This is a genomic window from Streptodolium elevatio (assembly GCF_053592165.1).
This window is the reverse complement of the sequence record NZ_JBSFVE010000040.1, coordinates 1-14,819: the sequence shown is the minus strand read 5'-3', so window position 1 is coordinate 14,819 and position 14,819 is coordinate 1. Positions and strand designations below refer to the sequence as shown.

Annotated in this window: 15 protein-coding genes; 6 read left to right on the top strand and 9 right to left on the bottom strand. The window is 71.1% G+C overall.

All coding sequences use genetic code 11. The features are described from left to right. Window positions 1–74: 74 nt before the first annotated feature. The 3 genes from ACWD12_RS38960 to ACWD12_RS38950 all read right to left on the bottom strand — a co-directional run bounded on the left by ACWD12_RS38960 (window position 75) and on the right by ACWD12_RS38950 (window position 4,557). Entirely contained in the window at window positions 75–1,721 is a 1,647-nt protein-coding gene (locus ACWD12_RS38960) for a sugar ABC transporter ATP-binding protein (protein ID WP_450103606.1), read from the bottom strand. A 463-nt stretch (window positions 1,722–2,184) separates the two neighbouring features. Next, window positions 2,185–3,204: a sugar phosphate isomerase/epimerase family protein gene (locus ACWD12_RS38955; protein ID WP_450103605.1), complete on the bottom strand. Its 1,020-nt coding sequence runs from the start codon at window positions 3,202–3,204 to the stop codon at window positions 2,185–2,187. A gap of 168 nt (window positions 3,205–3,372) precedes the next feature. Then, window positions 3,373–4,557 (bottom strand): ROK family protein, encoded by a 1,185-nt coding sequence (locus tag ACWD12_RS38950; RefSeq protein WP_450103604.1) that lies wholly within the window; start codon window positions 4,555–4,557, stop codon window positions 3,373–3,375. 408 nt (window positions 4,558–4,965) lie between these two features. Here ACWD12_RS38950 and xylA point away from each other — a divergent pair, with 408 nt between their 5' ends. Further along, entirely contained in the window at window positions 4,966–6,105 is a 1,140-nt protein-coding gene (xylA, locus tag ACWD12_RS38945; protein WP_450103622.1) for a xylose isomerase, read from the top strand. A gap of 1 nt (window position 6,106) precedes the next feature. Then, on the top strand, window positions 6,107–7,534 hold the full coding sequence (gene xylB / locus ACWD12_RS38940) for a xylulokinase (protein WP_450103603.1): 1,428 nt from the start codon (window positions 6,107–6,109) through the stop codon (window positions 7,532–7,534). A 318-nt stretch (window positions 7,535–7,852) separates the two neighbouring features. On the opposite strand, the gene ACWD12_RS38935 is transcribed toward xylB, so the two are convergent. The 3 genes from ACWD12_RS38935 to ACWD12_RS38925 all read right to left on the bottom strand — a co-directional run bounded on the left by ACWD12_RS38935 (window position 7,853) and on the right by ACWD12_RS38925 (window position 9,537). Further along, the gene (locus ACWD12_RS38935) at window positions 7,853–8,050 is read right to left on the bottom strand and encodes a hypothetical protein (protein WP_450103602.1); all 198 of its coding nucleotides are present in this window, start codon (window positions 8,048–8,050) and stop codon (window positions 7,853–7,855) included. Between the two features lie 280 nt (window positions 8,051–8,330). Next, window positions 8,331–8,822 (bottom strand): DinB family protein, encoded by a 492-nt coding sequence (locus ACWD12_RS38930; protein WP_450103601.1) that lies wholly within the window; start codon window positions 8,820–8,822, stop codon window positions 8,331–8,333. A 67-nt stretch (window positions 8,823–8,889) separates the two neighbouring features. Further along, window positions 8,890–9,537: an SAM-dependent methyltransferase gene (locus ACWD12_RS38925; protein ID WP_450103600.1), complete on the bottom strand. Its 648-nt coding sequence runs from the start codon at window positions 9,535–9,537 to the stop codon at window positions 8,890–8,892. 200 nt (window positions 9,538–9,737) lie between these two features. Between ACWD12_RS38925 and ACWD12_RS38920 the strand changes: the two genes are divergently transcribed. Continuing rightward, window positions 9,738–10,313: a helix-turn-helix domain-containing protein gene (locus ACWD12_RS38920; RefSeq protein WP_358360321.1), complete on the top strand. Its 576-nt coding sequence runs from the start codon at window positions 9,738–9,740 to the stop codon at window positions 10,311–10,313. Here the strand turns inward: ACWD12_RS38920 and ACWD12_RS38915 are convergent. Then, window positions 10,272–10,619 carry a hypothetical protein gene (locus tag ACWD12_RS38915; RefSeq protein WP_450103599.1) on the bottom strand — a complete coding sequence of 116 codons (348 nt, stop codon included), beginning with the start codon at window positions 10,617–10,619 and terminating at the stop codon, window positions 10,272–10,274. The two genes, ACWD12_RS38920 and ACWD12_RS38915, sit on opposite strands and share 42 nt — an antisense overlap. Window positions 10,620–10,886: 267 nt before the next feature. Between ACWD12_RS38915 and ACWD12_RS38910 the strand changes: the two genes are divergently transcribed. Beyond that, on the top strand, window positions 10,887–11,480 hold the full coding sequence (locus ACWD12_RS38910) for a hypothetical protein (RefSeq protein ID WP_450103598.1): 594 nt from the start codon (window positions 10,887–10,889) through the stop codon (window positions 11,478–11,480). A 46-nt stretch (window positions 11,481–11,526) separates the two neighbouring features. On the opposite strand, the gene ACWD12_RS38905 is transcribed toward ACWD12_RS38910, so the two are convergent. Together ACWD12_RS38905 and ACWD12_RS38900 are read right to left on the bottom strand one after the other, a co-directional pair. Continuing rightward, window positions 11,527–12,093 carry a hypothetical protein gene (locus tag ACWD12_RS38905; RefSeq protein WP_358360327.1) on the bottom strand — a complete coding sequence of 189 codons (567 nt, stop codon included), beginning with the start codon at window positions 12,091–12,093 and terminating at the stop codon, window positions 11,527–11,529. A gap of 55 nt (window positions 12,094–12,148) precedes the next feature. Beyond that, window positions 12,149–13,138, bottom strand: coding sequence for a hypothetical protein (locus ACWD12_RS38900; protein ID WP_450103597.1), 990 nt, complete (start codon window positions 13,136–13,138; stop codon window positions 12,149–12,151). A 203-nt stretch (window positions 13,139–13,341) separates the two neighbouring features. Here ACWD12_RS38900 and ACWD12_RS38895 point away from each other — a divergent pair, with 203 nt between their 5' ends. Beyond that, a complete protein-coding gene (locus tag ACWD12_RS38895) occupies window positions 13,342–14,139 on the top strand; it encodes a thymidylate synthase (RefSeq protein ID WP_450103596.1) in 798 nt (265 codons plus the stop codon). Next, on the top strand, window positions 14,136–14,642 hold the full coding sequence (locus ACWD12_RS38890; protein WP_450103595.1) for a dihydrofolate reductase: 507 nt from the start codon (window positions 14,136–14,138) through the stop codon (window positions 14,640–14,642). The genes ACWD12_RS38895 and ACWD12_RS38890 overlap by 4 nt, the downstream gene beginning before the upstream one ends. The last annotated feature ends 177 nt before the right edge of the window (window positions 14,643–14,819 follow it).

Sequence of the window (14,819 nt, the reverse complement as noted above, 5' to 3'; positions counted from 1 at the left end):
GCCCGCTTCGGCGGAGTCCCCGGTCCGGGCGGCGGGCGGCTCGTTGGTCGCGGGATCGTCGCGTACGTCGCGGTTCACAGGCTGCTGCCTTCCATGACCAGGTCCAGTACGCGGTGTTCGTCCAGGTCGCGTGCCGGCGCGTGTTCGATGATGCGGCCGTCGCGGATCACCAGGACCCGGTCGGACAGGCCCAGGACTTCGGGGATCTCGCTGGAGACGAGCACGATCGCGATGCCGCTGTCGGCGAGCGCGCGCATCTGGGTGTACAGCTCGTTGCGCGCCCCGATGTCGACGCCCCGGGTGGGCTCGTCGAGCAGCAGCAGCCGGCAGCCGTGCAGCAACCAGCGGGCCAACACGGCCTTTTGCTGGTTGCCGCCGGACAGCGTGCGGATCGGGCGGTACGGGTCCGGCGGCCGGATGTCGAGGGCCTCGGCCTGCCGCCGGGCGTCCGCGATCTCGCGGCGCCGGTCGAACCAGCCGAAGCGCGCGTAGCGGCTCAGGGACGCGATGGTGATGTTGCGCCCGACGGTGTCGAGCATCAACAGGCCCTGAGACTTGCGCTCTTCGGGTGCCAGGCCCATGCCGCGCCGGACCGCCGCGTGCGTGCTGCCGGGCCGGACGCGTTCGCCGTCCAGCACCACGCGGCCCGAAGTCGGCTTGATGGCGCCGTAGATCGCGGCGAGGATCTCGGATCGGCCGGAGCCCACGAGTCCGGCGAGACCGACGACCTCGCCGGCGCGCACCGTGAACGACACGTCGTGGAAGCGCCCGCGGACGGACAGGTGCTCGACCCGCAGGATCTCGGCCGACTCGGGGGTGGCGGTGCCGGGCTTCATGGCGACGATAGTTGCGGTGTCCGGTGTCGTGGCGTCGGGCGGTGTGGCGCCGGAGGGTATGGCGCCAGTGGGTGTGGGGGCGGCGGTCGCGGTGTCCGCGTCCCCGGCGCGTGCCGGGAAGACGTACTCGATGCGGCGGCCCGTCATCAGCGCGACGACTTCCTGCGTCGGCGTCTCACGCGCGGGCAGTCCCGAGGCCACGGTTCGGCCGTCCTTGAGCACGGTGACCCGGTCGCCGATCTCCCGGATCTCGTCGAGGCGGTGCGAGATGTACACGACGGCGACGCCCGCCGACGTCAGTTCGCGCACGGTGCGGAACAGGCTCTCCACCTCGTCGTGGGCGAGCGCGGCGGACGGCTCGTCCATCACGATCAACCGTGCGTCGTGGGATAGCGCCCGGGCCATGCTGACGATCTGCCGTCCGGACGCGGGCAGCCGCCCGACCCGGGTGGTGGGCGGGATCTCGCCGTGGCCCAGGCGGTCCAGGAGCGCGGTCGCGGCGCGGTTCATCTCGCCGCGCCGGGTGAAGCCGAACCGGGCACGCTCGTGGCCGAGGAAGACGTTCTCGGCCACGGACAGGCCGTCCACCAGGTCGAGTTCCTGGTAGATCGTGGAGATCCCCAGCCGGATCGCGGCGGTGGGATTCCCGGGCCGTACCTGCTCGCCGCGCCATTCCAGGACGCCTTCGTCGGGCTGGTGAACTCCGGCGAGGATCTTGATCAGGGTCGATTTGCCCGCGCCGTTCTGGCCGAGCAGGCAGTGCACCTCCGCGGCGCGGACCTCCAGCGAGACACCGTCGAGCGCACGGACTCCCGGGAACTGCTTGACGATCGCGCGCATGGCCAGGAGCGGCGGTTCGTGCTCGGCGGACGGGGCCGATGGCATGCGGGGCTCCTTCTCACGATCGGCGGTGCGGTGAATTCGGGCGGTGCCGTGCTGAACAGCCGTGCCTTGCGGAAGCGCGGTGCGGTGCAAGCCGGTTCGACGGCGGGGAGCCGAACGCCCACGCCCACCGTGTGGTCGGCCACGCTAGAGACTTTGTCTTTGGAGTGGAAGTTCTTCGCGGAGAAAAACTCTGCGTTTTTCCAGGAAGAGGAAGAAGTTGCGGACAGGGGTGTCCCTTGTCCCGGAAGCGGCCGCGAAAAGCACTGTCAGGACGGCCGGTCAGACGGTGCCGGAGTGGGTCGGCCCTGAAGGCCAGGCCCCGGTGAGGACCTGAAGATCAGGGCCCAAGGCCCAGAACCGAAGATCCGAACCCGAAGATCCGAACCCGAAGATCAGGGCCCGAAGATCCAGGACGCGAAGATCGGAGCCCGCAGATCGGGGCCCGCAGGTCGAGCCTCGGACTTCAGTCCTTGGCCGGCCCGGACGAGAAGGCACTGTCGAACGACGCCGAGGGCAACTCGATGGCGCCCAAACGGCGTACGAACGCGAGCGCTTCCGGGGCACCGTACAGCCGGTCCATGCCCGCGTCCTCCCATTCGACCGAGATGGGTCCCGTGTAGCCGATCGTGTTGAGCGCCCGGAAGCAGTCCTGCCAGGGCACGTCGCCGAATCCGGTGGAGACGAAGTCCCAGCCCCGGCGCGGGTCGCCCCACGGCAGGTGCGAGCCGAGTCGGCCGCGGCGACCGTCGCCGGTGCGTACGCGCGCGTCCTTGCAGTCGACGTGGTAGATCCGGTCCTTGAAGTCCAGCAGGAACGCTGCCGGATCCAGGTCCTGCCACACGAAGTGCGACGGATCCCAGTTCAATCCGAACGCCGGCCGGTGCTCCACGGCTTCGAGCATGCGCACGGTGGTCCAGTAGTCGTACGCGATCTCGCTCGGGTGCACCTCGAAAGCGAAGCGCACGCCGACCTCGTCGAACACGTCCAGGATCGGGTTCCAGCGGTCCGCGAAGTCGCGGTACCCCGCCTCGACCATCGACTCGGGCACCGGCGGGAACATGGCGACCGTGTGCCAGACGGACGATCCGGTGAACCCGACGACGGTGCGAACCCCCAGTCGGGCGGCGGCGCGTGCGGTGTCCTTGATCTCCTCGGCGGCCCGCGTGCGTACGCCTTCCGGCGAGCCGTCGCCCCAGATCCGGGCGGGCAGGATCGCCTCGTGCCGGGCGTCGATGACCGCGTCGCACACGGCCTGCCCGACAAGGTGGTTCGAGACCGCCCACACTTTGAGGCCGTATTTGTCGAGGAGGGCGAGGCGCCCGGCGACGTAGTCGTCCTCGGCGAGGGCACGGTCGACCTCGAAGTGGTCGCCCCAGCAGGCGATTTCGAGGCCGTCATAGCCCCATCCGGACGCCAGTCGGCAGACCTCCTCGAAGGGCAGGTCGGCCCACTGGCCGGTGAACAGCGTGATCGGTCGCGCCATGGTGCCTTCTCCCTGTTCCGTGCCCGGTGGCCGGGCTTGTCGGTTGGGTCGTTCGGCTCGTGTGGTGCTCGCTCGTGTCGGTGCCGCGTCCGGGCGCCGCGACGTACGGTCGCCGGGGCGCCCGGCTGTCAGGGCCTCAAGGCCGCGAGGGCTCAAGGAGTCAGGGCATCAGGGCGCCGAGAAGATGTGGTCGCTGATGAAGCGGGTCGCGCCGATGATGCCCGCGCTGTCCCGCAGTTCGGACAGGACGATGGGCAGGTTCCCGGTCGCCAGCGGCAGCGACTGGCGGTACACCACGCTCCGTATCTCGGCGAGCAGCGGATGCCCGAGCATCCCCGGCACGCTCCCGCCCAGCACGATCAGGCCCGGGTTGAAGAAGCTGACCAGGCTGGCGAGGACCTGGCCCACCCGCTGTCCGCCCGCGCGTACCAGGCGCATCGCGGCGGTGTCGCCCGCCATCATCGCCTGGGCGACGTCCTCGACCCGCAGCTCCCCGACCTCCGCAAGTCGCGCGGCAAGGTGCGGGGACGCGTCCGAGCGGGCCGCCGCCAGGGCGTCGCGGGTGAGGGCGGCACCGCCGAAGAACGCCTCCAGGCAGCCGATGTTGCCGCAGGCGCAGGTCGGCCCGTTCGCGGAGACCCGGATATGCCCGATGTCGCCGGCACTGCCCGAGGCCCCGCGGTACACGCCGCCGTCCACGACGATTCCGCAGCCGATGCCCGTGCCGATCTTGACGAACAGGAAGTCGTCGACCGAGCGGGCCGAGCCCGCGTGCCGCTCGCCGACGGCCATGATGTTGACGTCGTTGTCGACCAGGACAGGGCAGCCCAGTTCGCGGCCCAGCGCCTCGCGGACCGGGTAGCGGTCCCAGCCCGGCATGATCGGCGGAACCACCGGGAAACCCTCGCTGAAGCTCACCGGCCCCGGTATGCCCAGCCCGAGGCCGTGCACCTCGGGCAGCAGTCCCTGATCGCGTAGTTTCGCCACCAGGGAGAGTGCGAGGCCGAGCACGATGTCGGGGCCCTGCCGTACGTCGCACGGCTCCGACAGCCTGCCCAGGATGTTGAGTTCGCCGTCCGTGACGGCGACCCCGATCGACGTCGCGCCGATGTCGACGCCGACGAAGCGCAGGGACGGGGCCAGGCAGACGATGCCCGACCGCCGGCCGCCCCGGGACGCCGCCAGTCCCGCGTTCTCGATCAGGCCGAGTTCGGTCAGGCGGTCCAGTTCCACGGCGACCTTGGAACGCGACATGTGCACGAGGTCGCCCAGCTCCGCGCGCGACCGCGGACCGCCGTCCCGGAGGAGAGCGAGCAGCCTCGCCTGATGCCCGTTTTCCGGCCTGGTCGTCACGCGCATGGCGTCGATGTCCGCAACACCCGCTCCATCGTGCACCGTTCCCCAATCACGTCCGTGTGGATGTCCCCCGCCCGAGCCGCTGCGCCGGGCGACGTCCATCGTCTCTTTGCGGGGTCCTTGCCGGGGTGACCGGGGCCGAACCTAGCCACTTTCGCTCGTCAGTTGAAGAAGTTTCGCGATTCCGGTCCAAGATTTTCACTTGTGAAGGACAAAGTTGATGCGGGGTCGCGCCCGGTTTCCCGTCGGCACCGGCACGTGCGCGACGCGCCGGCCGGTCCCGGCGACACGTCGCGGCGACCGCGGGGGTCCCATCGGGCTATTGACTCCGCCGACCGCAGCCACTTAATTAGTCCATGAACTGGACTAATCATTGCGGAGGCCCTGGTGACCGAGTACCGCCCCATGCCGGAAGACCGGTTCTCGTTCGGCCTGTGGACCGTGGGATGGCCCGCGCGCGACGCCTTCGGGGACGCCACCCGGCCTCCGCTCGACCCGGTGGAGACCGTGCACCGGCTCGCGGAACTGGGGGCGTACGGCGTCACGTTCCACGACGACGACCTGATCCCGTTCGGCGCCGACGAGGCGACGCGCGAGAAGCTCGTCGGCCGCTTCCGGACCGCGCTGGACGAGACCGGCCTGGTCGTGCCGATGGCGACCACGAACCTGTTCACGCACCCGGTGTTCAAAGACGGCGCGTTCACCTCCAACGACCGGACGGTACGCCGCTTCGCGCTGCGCAAGGTCATGCGCAACATCGACCTTGCGGCCGAACTCGGCGCGCGCACGTACGTCATGTGGGGCGGCCGCGAAGGCGCCGAATCCGGCGCCGCCAAGGACATCGTGGCCGCGCTGGACCGCTTCCGCGAAGCCGTCGACCTGATGTGCGAGTATGTCGTCGACCGGGGCTACGACCTGCGCTTCGCCCTCGAACCCAAGCCCAACGAACCGCGCGGTGACATCCTGCTGCCCACGGTCGGCCACGCCCTCGCGTTCATCGCCGAGCTGGCCCGGCCCGACATGGTCGGGGTGAACCCCGAGGTCGGCCACGAGGAGATGGCCGGGCTCAACATCGTGCACGGGGTCGGCCAGGCGCTGTGGGCGGGCAAGCTCTTCCACATCGACCTCAACGGCCAGAACGGCGCCCGCTTCGACCAGGACCTGGTGTTCGGCCACGGCAACACGCGCGGCGCGTTCTTCCTCGTCGACCTGCTGGAGCACGGCGGCTACGACGGCCCCCGGCACTTCGACTTCAAGCCGCTGCGCACCGAGGGCCCGCGCGGCGTGTGGGACGCCGCGGCCGCCAACATGCGCACGTACCTGATCCTGCGCGAGCGCGTGCGGGCGTTCCGCGCCGACCCCGACGTCCAGGCGGCGCTGGCCGCGGCCCAGGTGCCCGAGCTGTCCGTGCCCACACTCGCCGCCGGCGAGACCCTCGCGGACCTGGCCGCCGACGACTTCGACCCCGAGGTCGCCGGGGCACGCGAATGCAACGTCGAACGGCTCGACCAACTCGCCCTCGAACACCTCCTCGGAACCCGCTGACATGCGGCGGCGTCGGTTGGTCGCGGGGGTCGACTCGTCCACACAATCGTGCAAGGTGCTTGTGTGCGACGCGACGACCGGCGCCGTCGTACGGTCCGGCCGGGCCGCACACCCCGAAGGCACCGAGGTCGACCCCGAACACTGGTGGCAGGCCCTGCTCACGGCGCTCGACCGGGCCGGCGGCCTCGACGGCGTCGACGCGGTGTCCGTGGCCGCGCAACAGCACGGCATGGTCTGCCTGGACACGTACGGTTCGCCGGTGCGCCCCGCGTTGCTGTGGAACGACACGCGGTCCGCTAAAACCGCGCGCGACCTGGTACGGGAGCACGGCGGGCCGGCGGCGTGGGCGCGTGACACCGGGAGCGTCCCGCTCGCGGCGTTCACCGTGACCAAGTTGCGCTGGCTCGCCGAGCACGAACCGGACGCCGCGGCGGCCACCGCGGCCGTCTGCCTGCCGCACGACTGGCTCACCTGGCGGCTGCGCGAGCGCGCGGGCGGGCTCGACGGCCTCACCACCGACCACGGCGACGCCTCCGGCACCGGCTACTACTCCCCGGCCAAGGGGGCGTGGCGCGACGACCTACTGGCGCTGGCGATGGGACGCGTACCCGCCCTGCCCCGGCTCACCGGCGCGGCCGATGCCGCGGGCCACATCCGCGGCATCACGGTCGGCGCGGGGACGGGTGACAACATGGCCGCCGCGCTCGGCCTGGGCGTCGAACCGGGCGATGTCGTCGTGTCGTTGGGCACCTCGGGCACCGTCTTCGCGGTGTGCGAGAAACCGTCGGCCGACCCCACCGGGACGATCGCCGGGTTCTCCGACGCCACCGGCCGCTTCCTGCCGCTGGTGTGCACCCTGAACGCCGCCGGAGTACTGGACGCCACCGCGGCCATGCTCGGCGTCGACCACGACGCCCTCTCCGAACTCGCCCTGGACGCGCCCGCGGGGGCCGGCGGCGTCGTGCTCGTCCCCTACCTCATGGGCGAACGCACCCCCGACCGGCCGAACGCGTCGGGCGCGATCCACGGCCTCACCATGGCCAACGCCACTCCCCGGCACCTGGCGCGGGCCGCCGTCGAGGGCATGCTCTGCGGACTCGCGGACGGATTGGACGCGTTGCGCTCGGCGGGAGTCGCCGTCGAGCGGGTCCTGCTGATCGGCGGCGCCGCCCGGGCGGAGGCGGTACGGCGGATCGCGCCGAGTGTCCTGGGCCTGCCGGTCTCGGTGCCGCGCCCGGCCGAGTACGTCGCCCTCGGCGCCGCCCGCCAAGCCGCGTGGGCCCTCACCGGCCCGGGCACCGCGCCTCCTGACTGCCAGCCGTATCTGGGCACGCTCCAGTACGACGACGGAGGCTTGCCCGGCACCGGCGTTCGCGAGCGCTACGCCGAGGCGCGCGACCACGTGCTCGATCGGGCAGTCGCCCCTTGAGTGGTCGTACGTGTGCAGGAGCCGGGGTCCGTAGCGGTGTCGGCCCCGCACCGCGCGGCCGACGCGCCGTCGGCCCGCCGGGTACCAACGACGTTGAGCACAAAGCACTTTGCACACAAGAGCAGTCGCAATCGCCGCCGTGCTGCCACATGTAGCGATGACCGGCATGGACGACGACGAGTTGCGCCGGTTGCTGCGCGCGGGACTCGACGGTTCGGCGGAGGCGTACGAGCGGACCCGCCGATCTGTCCACCGCGACTCTCCGACGACCTGCTGGATCCGGGCGGCCACTACGCCGGCCTTCCTGACCGGTGGCCCTCACCCGGCGGTGACGAGGGCGGCGTATGCGGCCAGGCAGTCCGCGCAGTGCAGTGCGCCGTCGTCGCGCTCGCTGACGTGCGCGGGTGCCACCGGATCGATCGGGACCCCGCACAACGGCTCGGCCGTACCGGGTGCGGCAACGTGCCAGGCGCGAGGCCGTTCACCGTCGCCGGCGTCCAGGACCATTTCGTGCACAGCAAACGCCTCCGCTTCTCCGTGGTGCCCGTATCGGCCGTCGCGCCGCCCTCCCGAGGCGGGGGCGTTCGCGTCGTGTCGCGTCGCCGTCCGCCGGGATCCGGCGGTCGCCTCGCGCGCGGCTCGTGCCCGGGGGGACGCCGCGTCATGCCCGCAATGGGCCGTCCGGACGTATGGAGGCGCGGAGGCGGCCGGGGTGGCGGTCGGCGGCAGGCCGGGTGGCGGTCGGCGGGCGGTCGGGCGGAGGCGGCGCTGCGCACGGCCGACGGGATCGGACTGCTCAGCGGCCGGTCGTACCGTCGACGAGTTCGCGGATGATGTCGGCGTGACCGGCGTGCCGTCCGGTCTCCTCGATCATGTGGGTGAGTGCCCAGCGAACACTGGGCCCCTCGCCCGGACGTCCCGCCCGGGGCAGCGGCGCGCCGAGGTCGGTCTGCGCGTCGAGCACCTCGTTGGCGCGGTCGACGGTGTCCCGGTACCGGGCGACGAGGTCGGCGACGCCGTCCTCGTCGGCAGGCTTGAACGTCGCCTGCCAGTTGGTGACCTTTGCGCCGAGGAACGTCGCGCTCTCGACGGCGATCAGGTGCTTCAGCAAGCCGAGCAGGCTGGTGCCGGAGGGCACCGCGGGCGCGCGGACCTGCGGCTCCGCGGCTCCTTCGACTTTCGCGGCGACCGAGGCCCGCAGGTAGTCGAGGAACCCGCGCAGAACGTCGGCCTCGCTGTTCGCGGTGCGCGGCGGAGGGGTGTCCCTTCGGCGGCGGGTGTTGGGCACGGCTTTCTCTCCTTGTGTGCAGTCGGTACGGCGGACCACTGACGCGGGTTCCACGCCGGTGCCCGCCTCAACCCGTGCGGCGCAGCGCGATGACGTTGTCGGTGACAGTCGCGGTCTGCCCCTGGGGGCCGGTCGCCGTACGCCGCGGCGCGTCGCAGCGCTCGGTGTGCCAGCCCTCGCCGAGTTGCAGCGAGTCCAGTGACTCCTGGGCGGTCGGGAACCGCACGTCCGGGCCCACATGCGAGGACCAGGGCGCCGCCGAGGCGTGCTCGACGACGACCAGCAGCCCGTCCGGGGCCACCGCCTCGGCCGCGCGGCGCAGCACCTGTACGCGGGGGATCTCGACGGGTGTGTGGAAGTAGCTGGCACTCACCAGGCCGAACTCCCCCTCGGGGAAGGTGCGGGCCAGGTCGTGGCGTACCGGGTGGACCCGGTCGGAGACGCCCGCGGCCCGCGCGCCTTCCGCGACACGGTCGAGGGCGGTACGCGCCACGTCGACGGCGGTGACGTCCCAGCCGATGGCGGCGAGCCAGATCGCGTCGCCGCCGTGGCCGCAGCCCAGGTCCAGGGCCGCGCCGGGAGTCGGCGCGAGGTCGGCGACCAGGTCTTTCAGGACGATGTTCGGCTTGGTGCCCCACCGGGTGTCGAGCCGGGAGTAGTGCTTCTCCCAGTACACCGCGGAGTCGGTGTCGGTGTCTCTGTCGGCCTGTTGCATGTGGTGCCCTCCCTAGGCGCTCGCTCGCGGGCCGGCAGCACGCTGCTCGCCGCGCACTGCTCGCCGCGCACTGCTTGCCAGGCACTGCGCCGGACCGGCCGGTCACCCGCCCGGCGACGCACGGCGGCCCGCTCGGACGACCGTGCGCCCTGCCCCTCCGGAGTTGCAAGCCTTCTTGCCGTTTCGGCAAGCTGGGACGCATGGCGAACGCGGCGAAGGACGTCCTGGAAGCGGTCGGCCCCCGCCTGCGCGAATTGCGCCGTCGGCGCGGGCTGACGCTGGCCGAGCTGACCGAGCGCACCGGCATCAACGAGAGCACGCTCTCCCGCCTAGAGGGCGGCACCCGCAAACCGACGCTTGAGCTGCTCCTGCCCCTCGCCGAGGTCTACGCCGTCCCCCTCGACGCCCTCGTGGGCGCGCCCCGCACCGGGGACCCGCGCATCCACCTGCGCCCCGTCACGCGGCACGGCATGACGTACGTACCGCTCAGCCGGCCCGGCGGCGTCCAGGCCCACAAACTCCTCATCCCGCCCGCGCCGCCCGGCACCGAACCGGACCTGAAGACCCACGAGGGATTCGAGTGGGTCTACGTACTCGACGGCCGCCTGCGTCTCCTTCTCGGCGACCAGAGCCTGGTCCTGAAGGCGGGCGAGGCCGCCGAGTTCGACACCCATGTACCGCACTGGCTGGGCGCGGAAGGCGACCGTACCGTCGAACTACTCGTACTCTTCGGCCTACAAGGCGAACGAGCCCACCTGAAAACCCGAACCCCCTGACCCCCAGCCGCACCTTCCCGCCGACCCGCCAACCCACGGCGTCCCGGGGGCCCGTACCAGGACCGCTCCGCCCATCAGCAGGTCGAAGTCTTCCTCGATCGGCCCCGAGCTCGGATCCGCCGCGATAGCCGCGTCCATCACCGCGAACCCGGCGATGCTGTGCGCCCGGTCCATCCATCCCGGGCCGGGCAGCGCGCGGTGCCGCAACTCGTCGGCGTACGCGCCGAGATCGCGCGCGATCCGTTGGCGCCGACGCTCGACCCCGATCAACCCGAAGCCGGACTCCGCCGGAGGTTCGAGGCCCATGTCGCCGCCGGCCTTGACGCACGTGGCAGCGAACGCGTCGATCTCGAGAACCGTCAGCGGCCTGCCGGTCGGGGCGTACCGGGTGAAGGCCTAGATCCACTGTGCCGCCTCGGTCTCCGCGACATGCCGCTCGCGCGTGACTGCCTCTTGTCGGCGGGTGATGTACTCGCGAATCGGCATGGCCATGGAATCCTGCGATTGATGTCGGGACCGCCTCGGGCGGGGCCGGTGGTCGGTTGCGGGGGTTGGAAGGCGGGTGCGGCCGGGATGGGTCTGCGTCAGGAGTACCAGGCGCTGTACGACAGCGCCTTCATCGCGTGTACGCACATCGAGCGCGCCCATCCCGCGGGTGTCCTCCGCGCGTTCCTTGCCGAACAGGTACGCGAGGACCTGCGTCGCCGCGAGAATGCCGTCGACTCCGCGGACACCTCGGGCGACGTCTCCGACGACTTCGCCGCGTTGGCCCGCATCGTCACCGAGTACGAGCGGCTGTGCCGCGCGGTGTTCTCCGATCTCCACCACGTCCACCGCCCCGAACCGCCGTGGCGAGTACTGGCGCCGGGGCGCGCCGCGGTGCGCGCTCCGCTCCAGGTCCGCAGACGCCGTCCGGTGTACGCGCTGCGGGTGCGCGCCGACGTGGCCGAACAGCGTGGTCTGGTCTGGGAGTTCCAGGTATTTCAGCGGATGGACGGCGCCGACGACACCACCGAAGTGGTCACCGGTCTGCTCCCCCACGGCAGCCGCGACGCGGAGGCGGCGTGGGATCGGGTGCTGCCCGAGTGGTGCGACGAACTCGACTACGGCTTCCAGGCGTTGGGCCTGGACGTGTCGCTGCCGCTGTCCCCCGGCCCGCGGAGTTGACCGCAGCGCCGGGGAGCTGCGCGCGCGGCGGCTCGTCGGCCGACGGTCAGGTCATATAGGCGAGGAGCCCGATCTCCGGGGCCAGCACACCCGGCTGCGCGAGCGAGCGGAAGTCGGCTTCGACGGCGGCGAGGTCGAGGACACCGGCGCGCACCGCGCGGTACCGCACGGCCGACCAGAGGAACACGTCGAGGTTGTCGAACTGCGTTCCCTCCTCGATGACTTCCTCCTCGGCAAACCACACCGCGATGCGCCCGTCGGTGAGCATCACGTAGAGGTTGCCCGCGCCGTCGGCGCCGAGGGACCACACATCGTCGTCGGAAAGCTCCGTCTCGTAGTCGGAGTCCAGGATGGTGCAGTCGTTGGCGGCGAAGTCGAAGGCGTACGACCAGTCGTAGATGTCGAGGCACCGCGGCATCGCGCCCGACCGGACCCTGCGGTCGAACGCGGCCAGCGCGGTCGCCGCGGCCTGCGGCAGCCGGGCGAGGAAGGGCTCGACGGGGCGGGTCGAGGCGGATATCTCGGCCGGGGGTTCCGCCGGGAGCCAGCGCGCCAGATCGGCGTCCAGATCGCGGTCCACGTACCCGGTCAGTTGGTCAACAGTGAGCGTCATGCGGGCAGGGTAGCCACGGGCGGCGACAGCTCACCCAGGGCCCCGAAGGACCGCGTCAGCCCAAGGTCTTGCGCACTTGGTGGAGGTAGCTGAAGTCGTCCGTCGCGGGGGTGCCGGCGTCCTTCGCGGCGCGTGCGCGCAGCCATATCGCGGTGAGGCCGCCGACGGCCGGCGCGACGATCTCCGCCGGCAACCCCATGACGACCCCGGCCGATCCGGCGGCTATCCCCCCGGTCCAGGTGATGCCTTCGGACGCCACGGTCCGAAAGCGGCTCCGCTGCGCGGCCTGATAGTCGCGGGACGCCTGCGCCAGTTCGTCCTGGAACTGCGCCAGGACGTCGCTCGGGTGCTCCCAGCAGCGGCGGAGCTCGTCCAGCATGCGGTGGAGCGCCCGCATCAGGCGGCCTCGCTCGTCCGCGTACCGTTCACGGAACTTGAGCACCTCGGAGAGCGGCGTGTTCGACGCGGGGAAGGGCAGCAGTTTCCCGATCTCCATCTGCCAGGCGGGCACCACCGTGCCATCCGGCGAAGGCCGCAGCGACCTGCGGTACGCGTCATCGCTGGTGGTGTACGGGAAGTACGGACGCTCCCGATCCGACCAGTACTGCGCCAGCTCCCGCGCCACCACGCCGAGCACCAGCGTCTCGACGTCCTTGCCGACCTGGAGCCGCGGACCGCCGGACCGGGCGCTCCGTCCCGGCGTCGCAAACCCCAGCGCGACCAGTTCGTCTTCCAGCCAGGCACCCAGCTTTCCGACGTAGATGAACGAATCGGGGGGAGACGGGCTCCCCGCCGAGGCCAGCCGCCGCAGCTCGTCCACCAGCACCGCTGCCGAGGGGCTGTACTCGTCGAACATCTCGGCGGCCAGCTGGAGAGGCTGGTAGAGGCCGTGCGCCTCCAGTTCCACCAGGTCGTCGGCCACCCCGGCCTGTCGCAGGTCCGACGTGTCCGGCACCACCGACCCGAATCCGTCCCAATACAGGACCGCCTGGTGGACGACCTCGGGCGGCGGAACGATCGACGGGTAGTACAGGAGACTCGGCACGGTTCCCCATTGCGGTCCAGGCCCAGACAACAAACGCCTACACAAACGCAGACACCGACGCGGACACCGACGCCGACACACCGCGTCCCCGCACCCGAGCCGCATCGCACGTTACGTGATTCGGCCGACACGCACAGCTCCCCGCGTGCCGCACCCGCGCGCTCGTCGTTGTGCGGTGCCGGTGATCAGTAGACTCCATGGTTGTGGCGGACACCCAGTACGAAGACCTGTTGCGACTGGTGCTCTCCTCCGGGACGGCCAAAGCCGACCGGACGGGCACCGGCACCCAAAGTGTCTTCGGGCACCAACTGCGGTACGACCTCGCGCGGGGCTTTCCGCTGGTCACCACCAAGAAGGTGCACCTGCGCTCCATCGTGTACGAGCTGCTGTGGTTCCTGCGCGGCGACTCGAACATCGGCTGGCTCAAGGAGCACGGGGTCACCATCTGGGACGAGTGGGCCGACGCGAAGGGCGACCTCGGCCCCGTCTACGGTGTGCAGTGGCGGTCCTGGCCGACCCCGGACGGCCGGCACATCGACCAGATCAGCGGCATCCTCGACACTCTGCGGCGCGACCCGGACTCCCGCCGGATGATCGTGTCCGCATGGAACGTCGCCGAGCTGGACAAGATGGCGCTCGCCCCGTGCCACGCCTTCTTCCAGTTCTACGTCGCCGACGGCAAGCTGTCCTGCCAGCTGTACCAGCGCAGCGCGGACCTGTTCCTCGGCGTACCTTTCAACATCGCCAGCTACGCCCTGCTCACCCACATGGTGGCCCAGCAGGTCGGCCTGGAGCCGGGCGACTTCATCTGGACGGGCGGCGACTGCCACATCTACGACAACCACGTCGAGCAGGTGACCGAGCAGATCTCGCGCACGCCGTACGACTTCCCCTCGCTGCGCCTGCGCCGCGCGGACTCGCTCTTCGACTACGCCTTCGAGGACGTCGAAGTGGTCGACTACAACTGCCACCCGGCCATCAAAGCCCCGGTCGCGGTGTGAACGTCGGGCTGATCTGGGCGCAGACCCTCGACGGCGTGATCGGCGCGGACAACGCCATTCCATGGCGCGTGCCCGAGGACATGGCGCACTTCAAGGCGACCACCCTCGGCCATCCCGTCGTCATGGGCCGCAAGACGTGGGACTCGCTGCCGCCGCGCTTCCGTCCGCTGACCGGCAGGCGCAACATCGTGGTGACCCGCGATCCGCAATGGGCGGCCGAGGGCGCGGAACGCGCCGGGTCGGTCAAGCAGGCGTTGGAGCTCGCGGCCGAGCCGCCGCGGCCCGACGGCGCTTCCGCCGAGATCTGGGTGATCGGCGGCGGCGAGATCTACCGCGCCGCGATGGAGTACGCCACCACGCTGTGGGTGACCGACGTCGACTCGGCGGTGGCAGGCGACACGTACGCCCCGATCCCGGACGCGGCGTGGACCGTCACCGAGGACTCCGGTTGGCAGTCGTCGACGTCTCGCCTGCGCTACCGCATCCGCAAGTACACGCGCTAGTAGTGCTTTGTTATGTGGCCTTGGCAAGGGTTGTTTCCGGCGGTTTGCTGTTGGTATGACGCCGGGGGAACTGTCTTTGTTGCGTGGGCGGTTGGAGTCGTTCGCGGCGGAGGTGTTCGCGCCGTTGCGGCGGGCGGATCAGCGGGTGAAGGGCCTGACGTACTTGCGCGGGCTGTT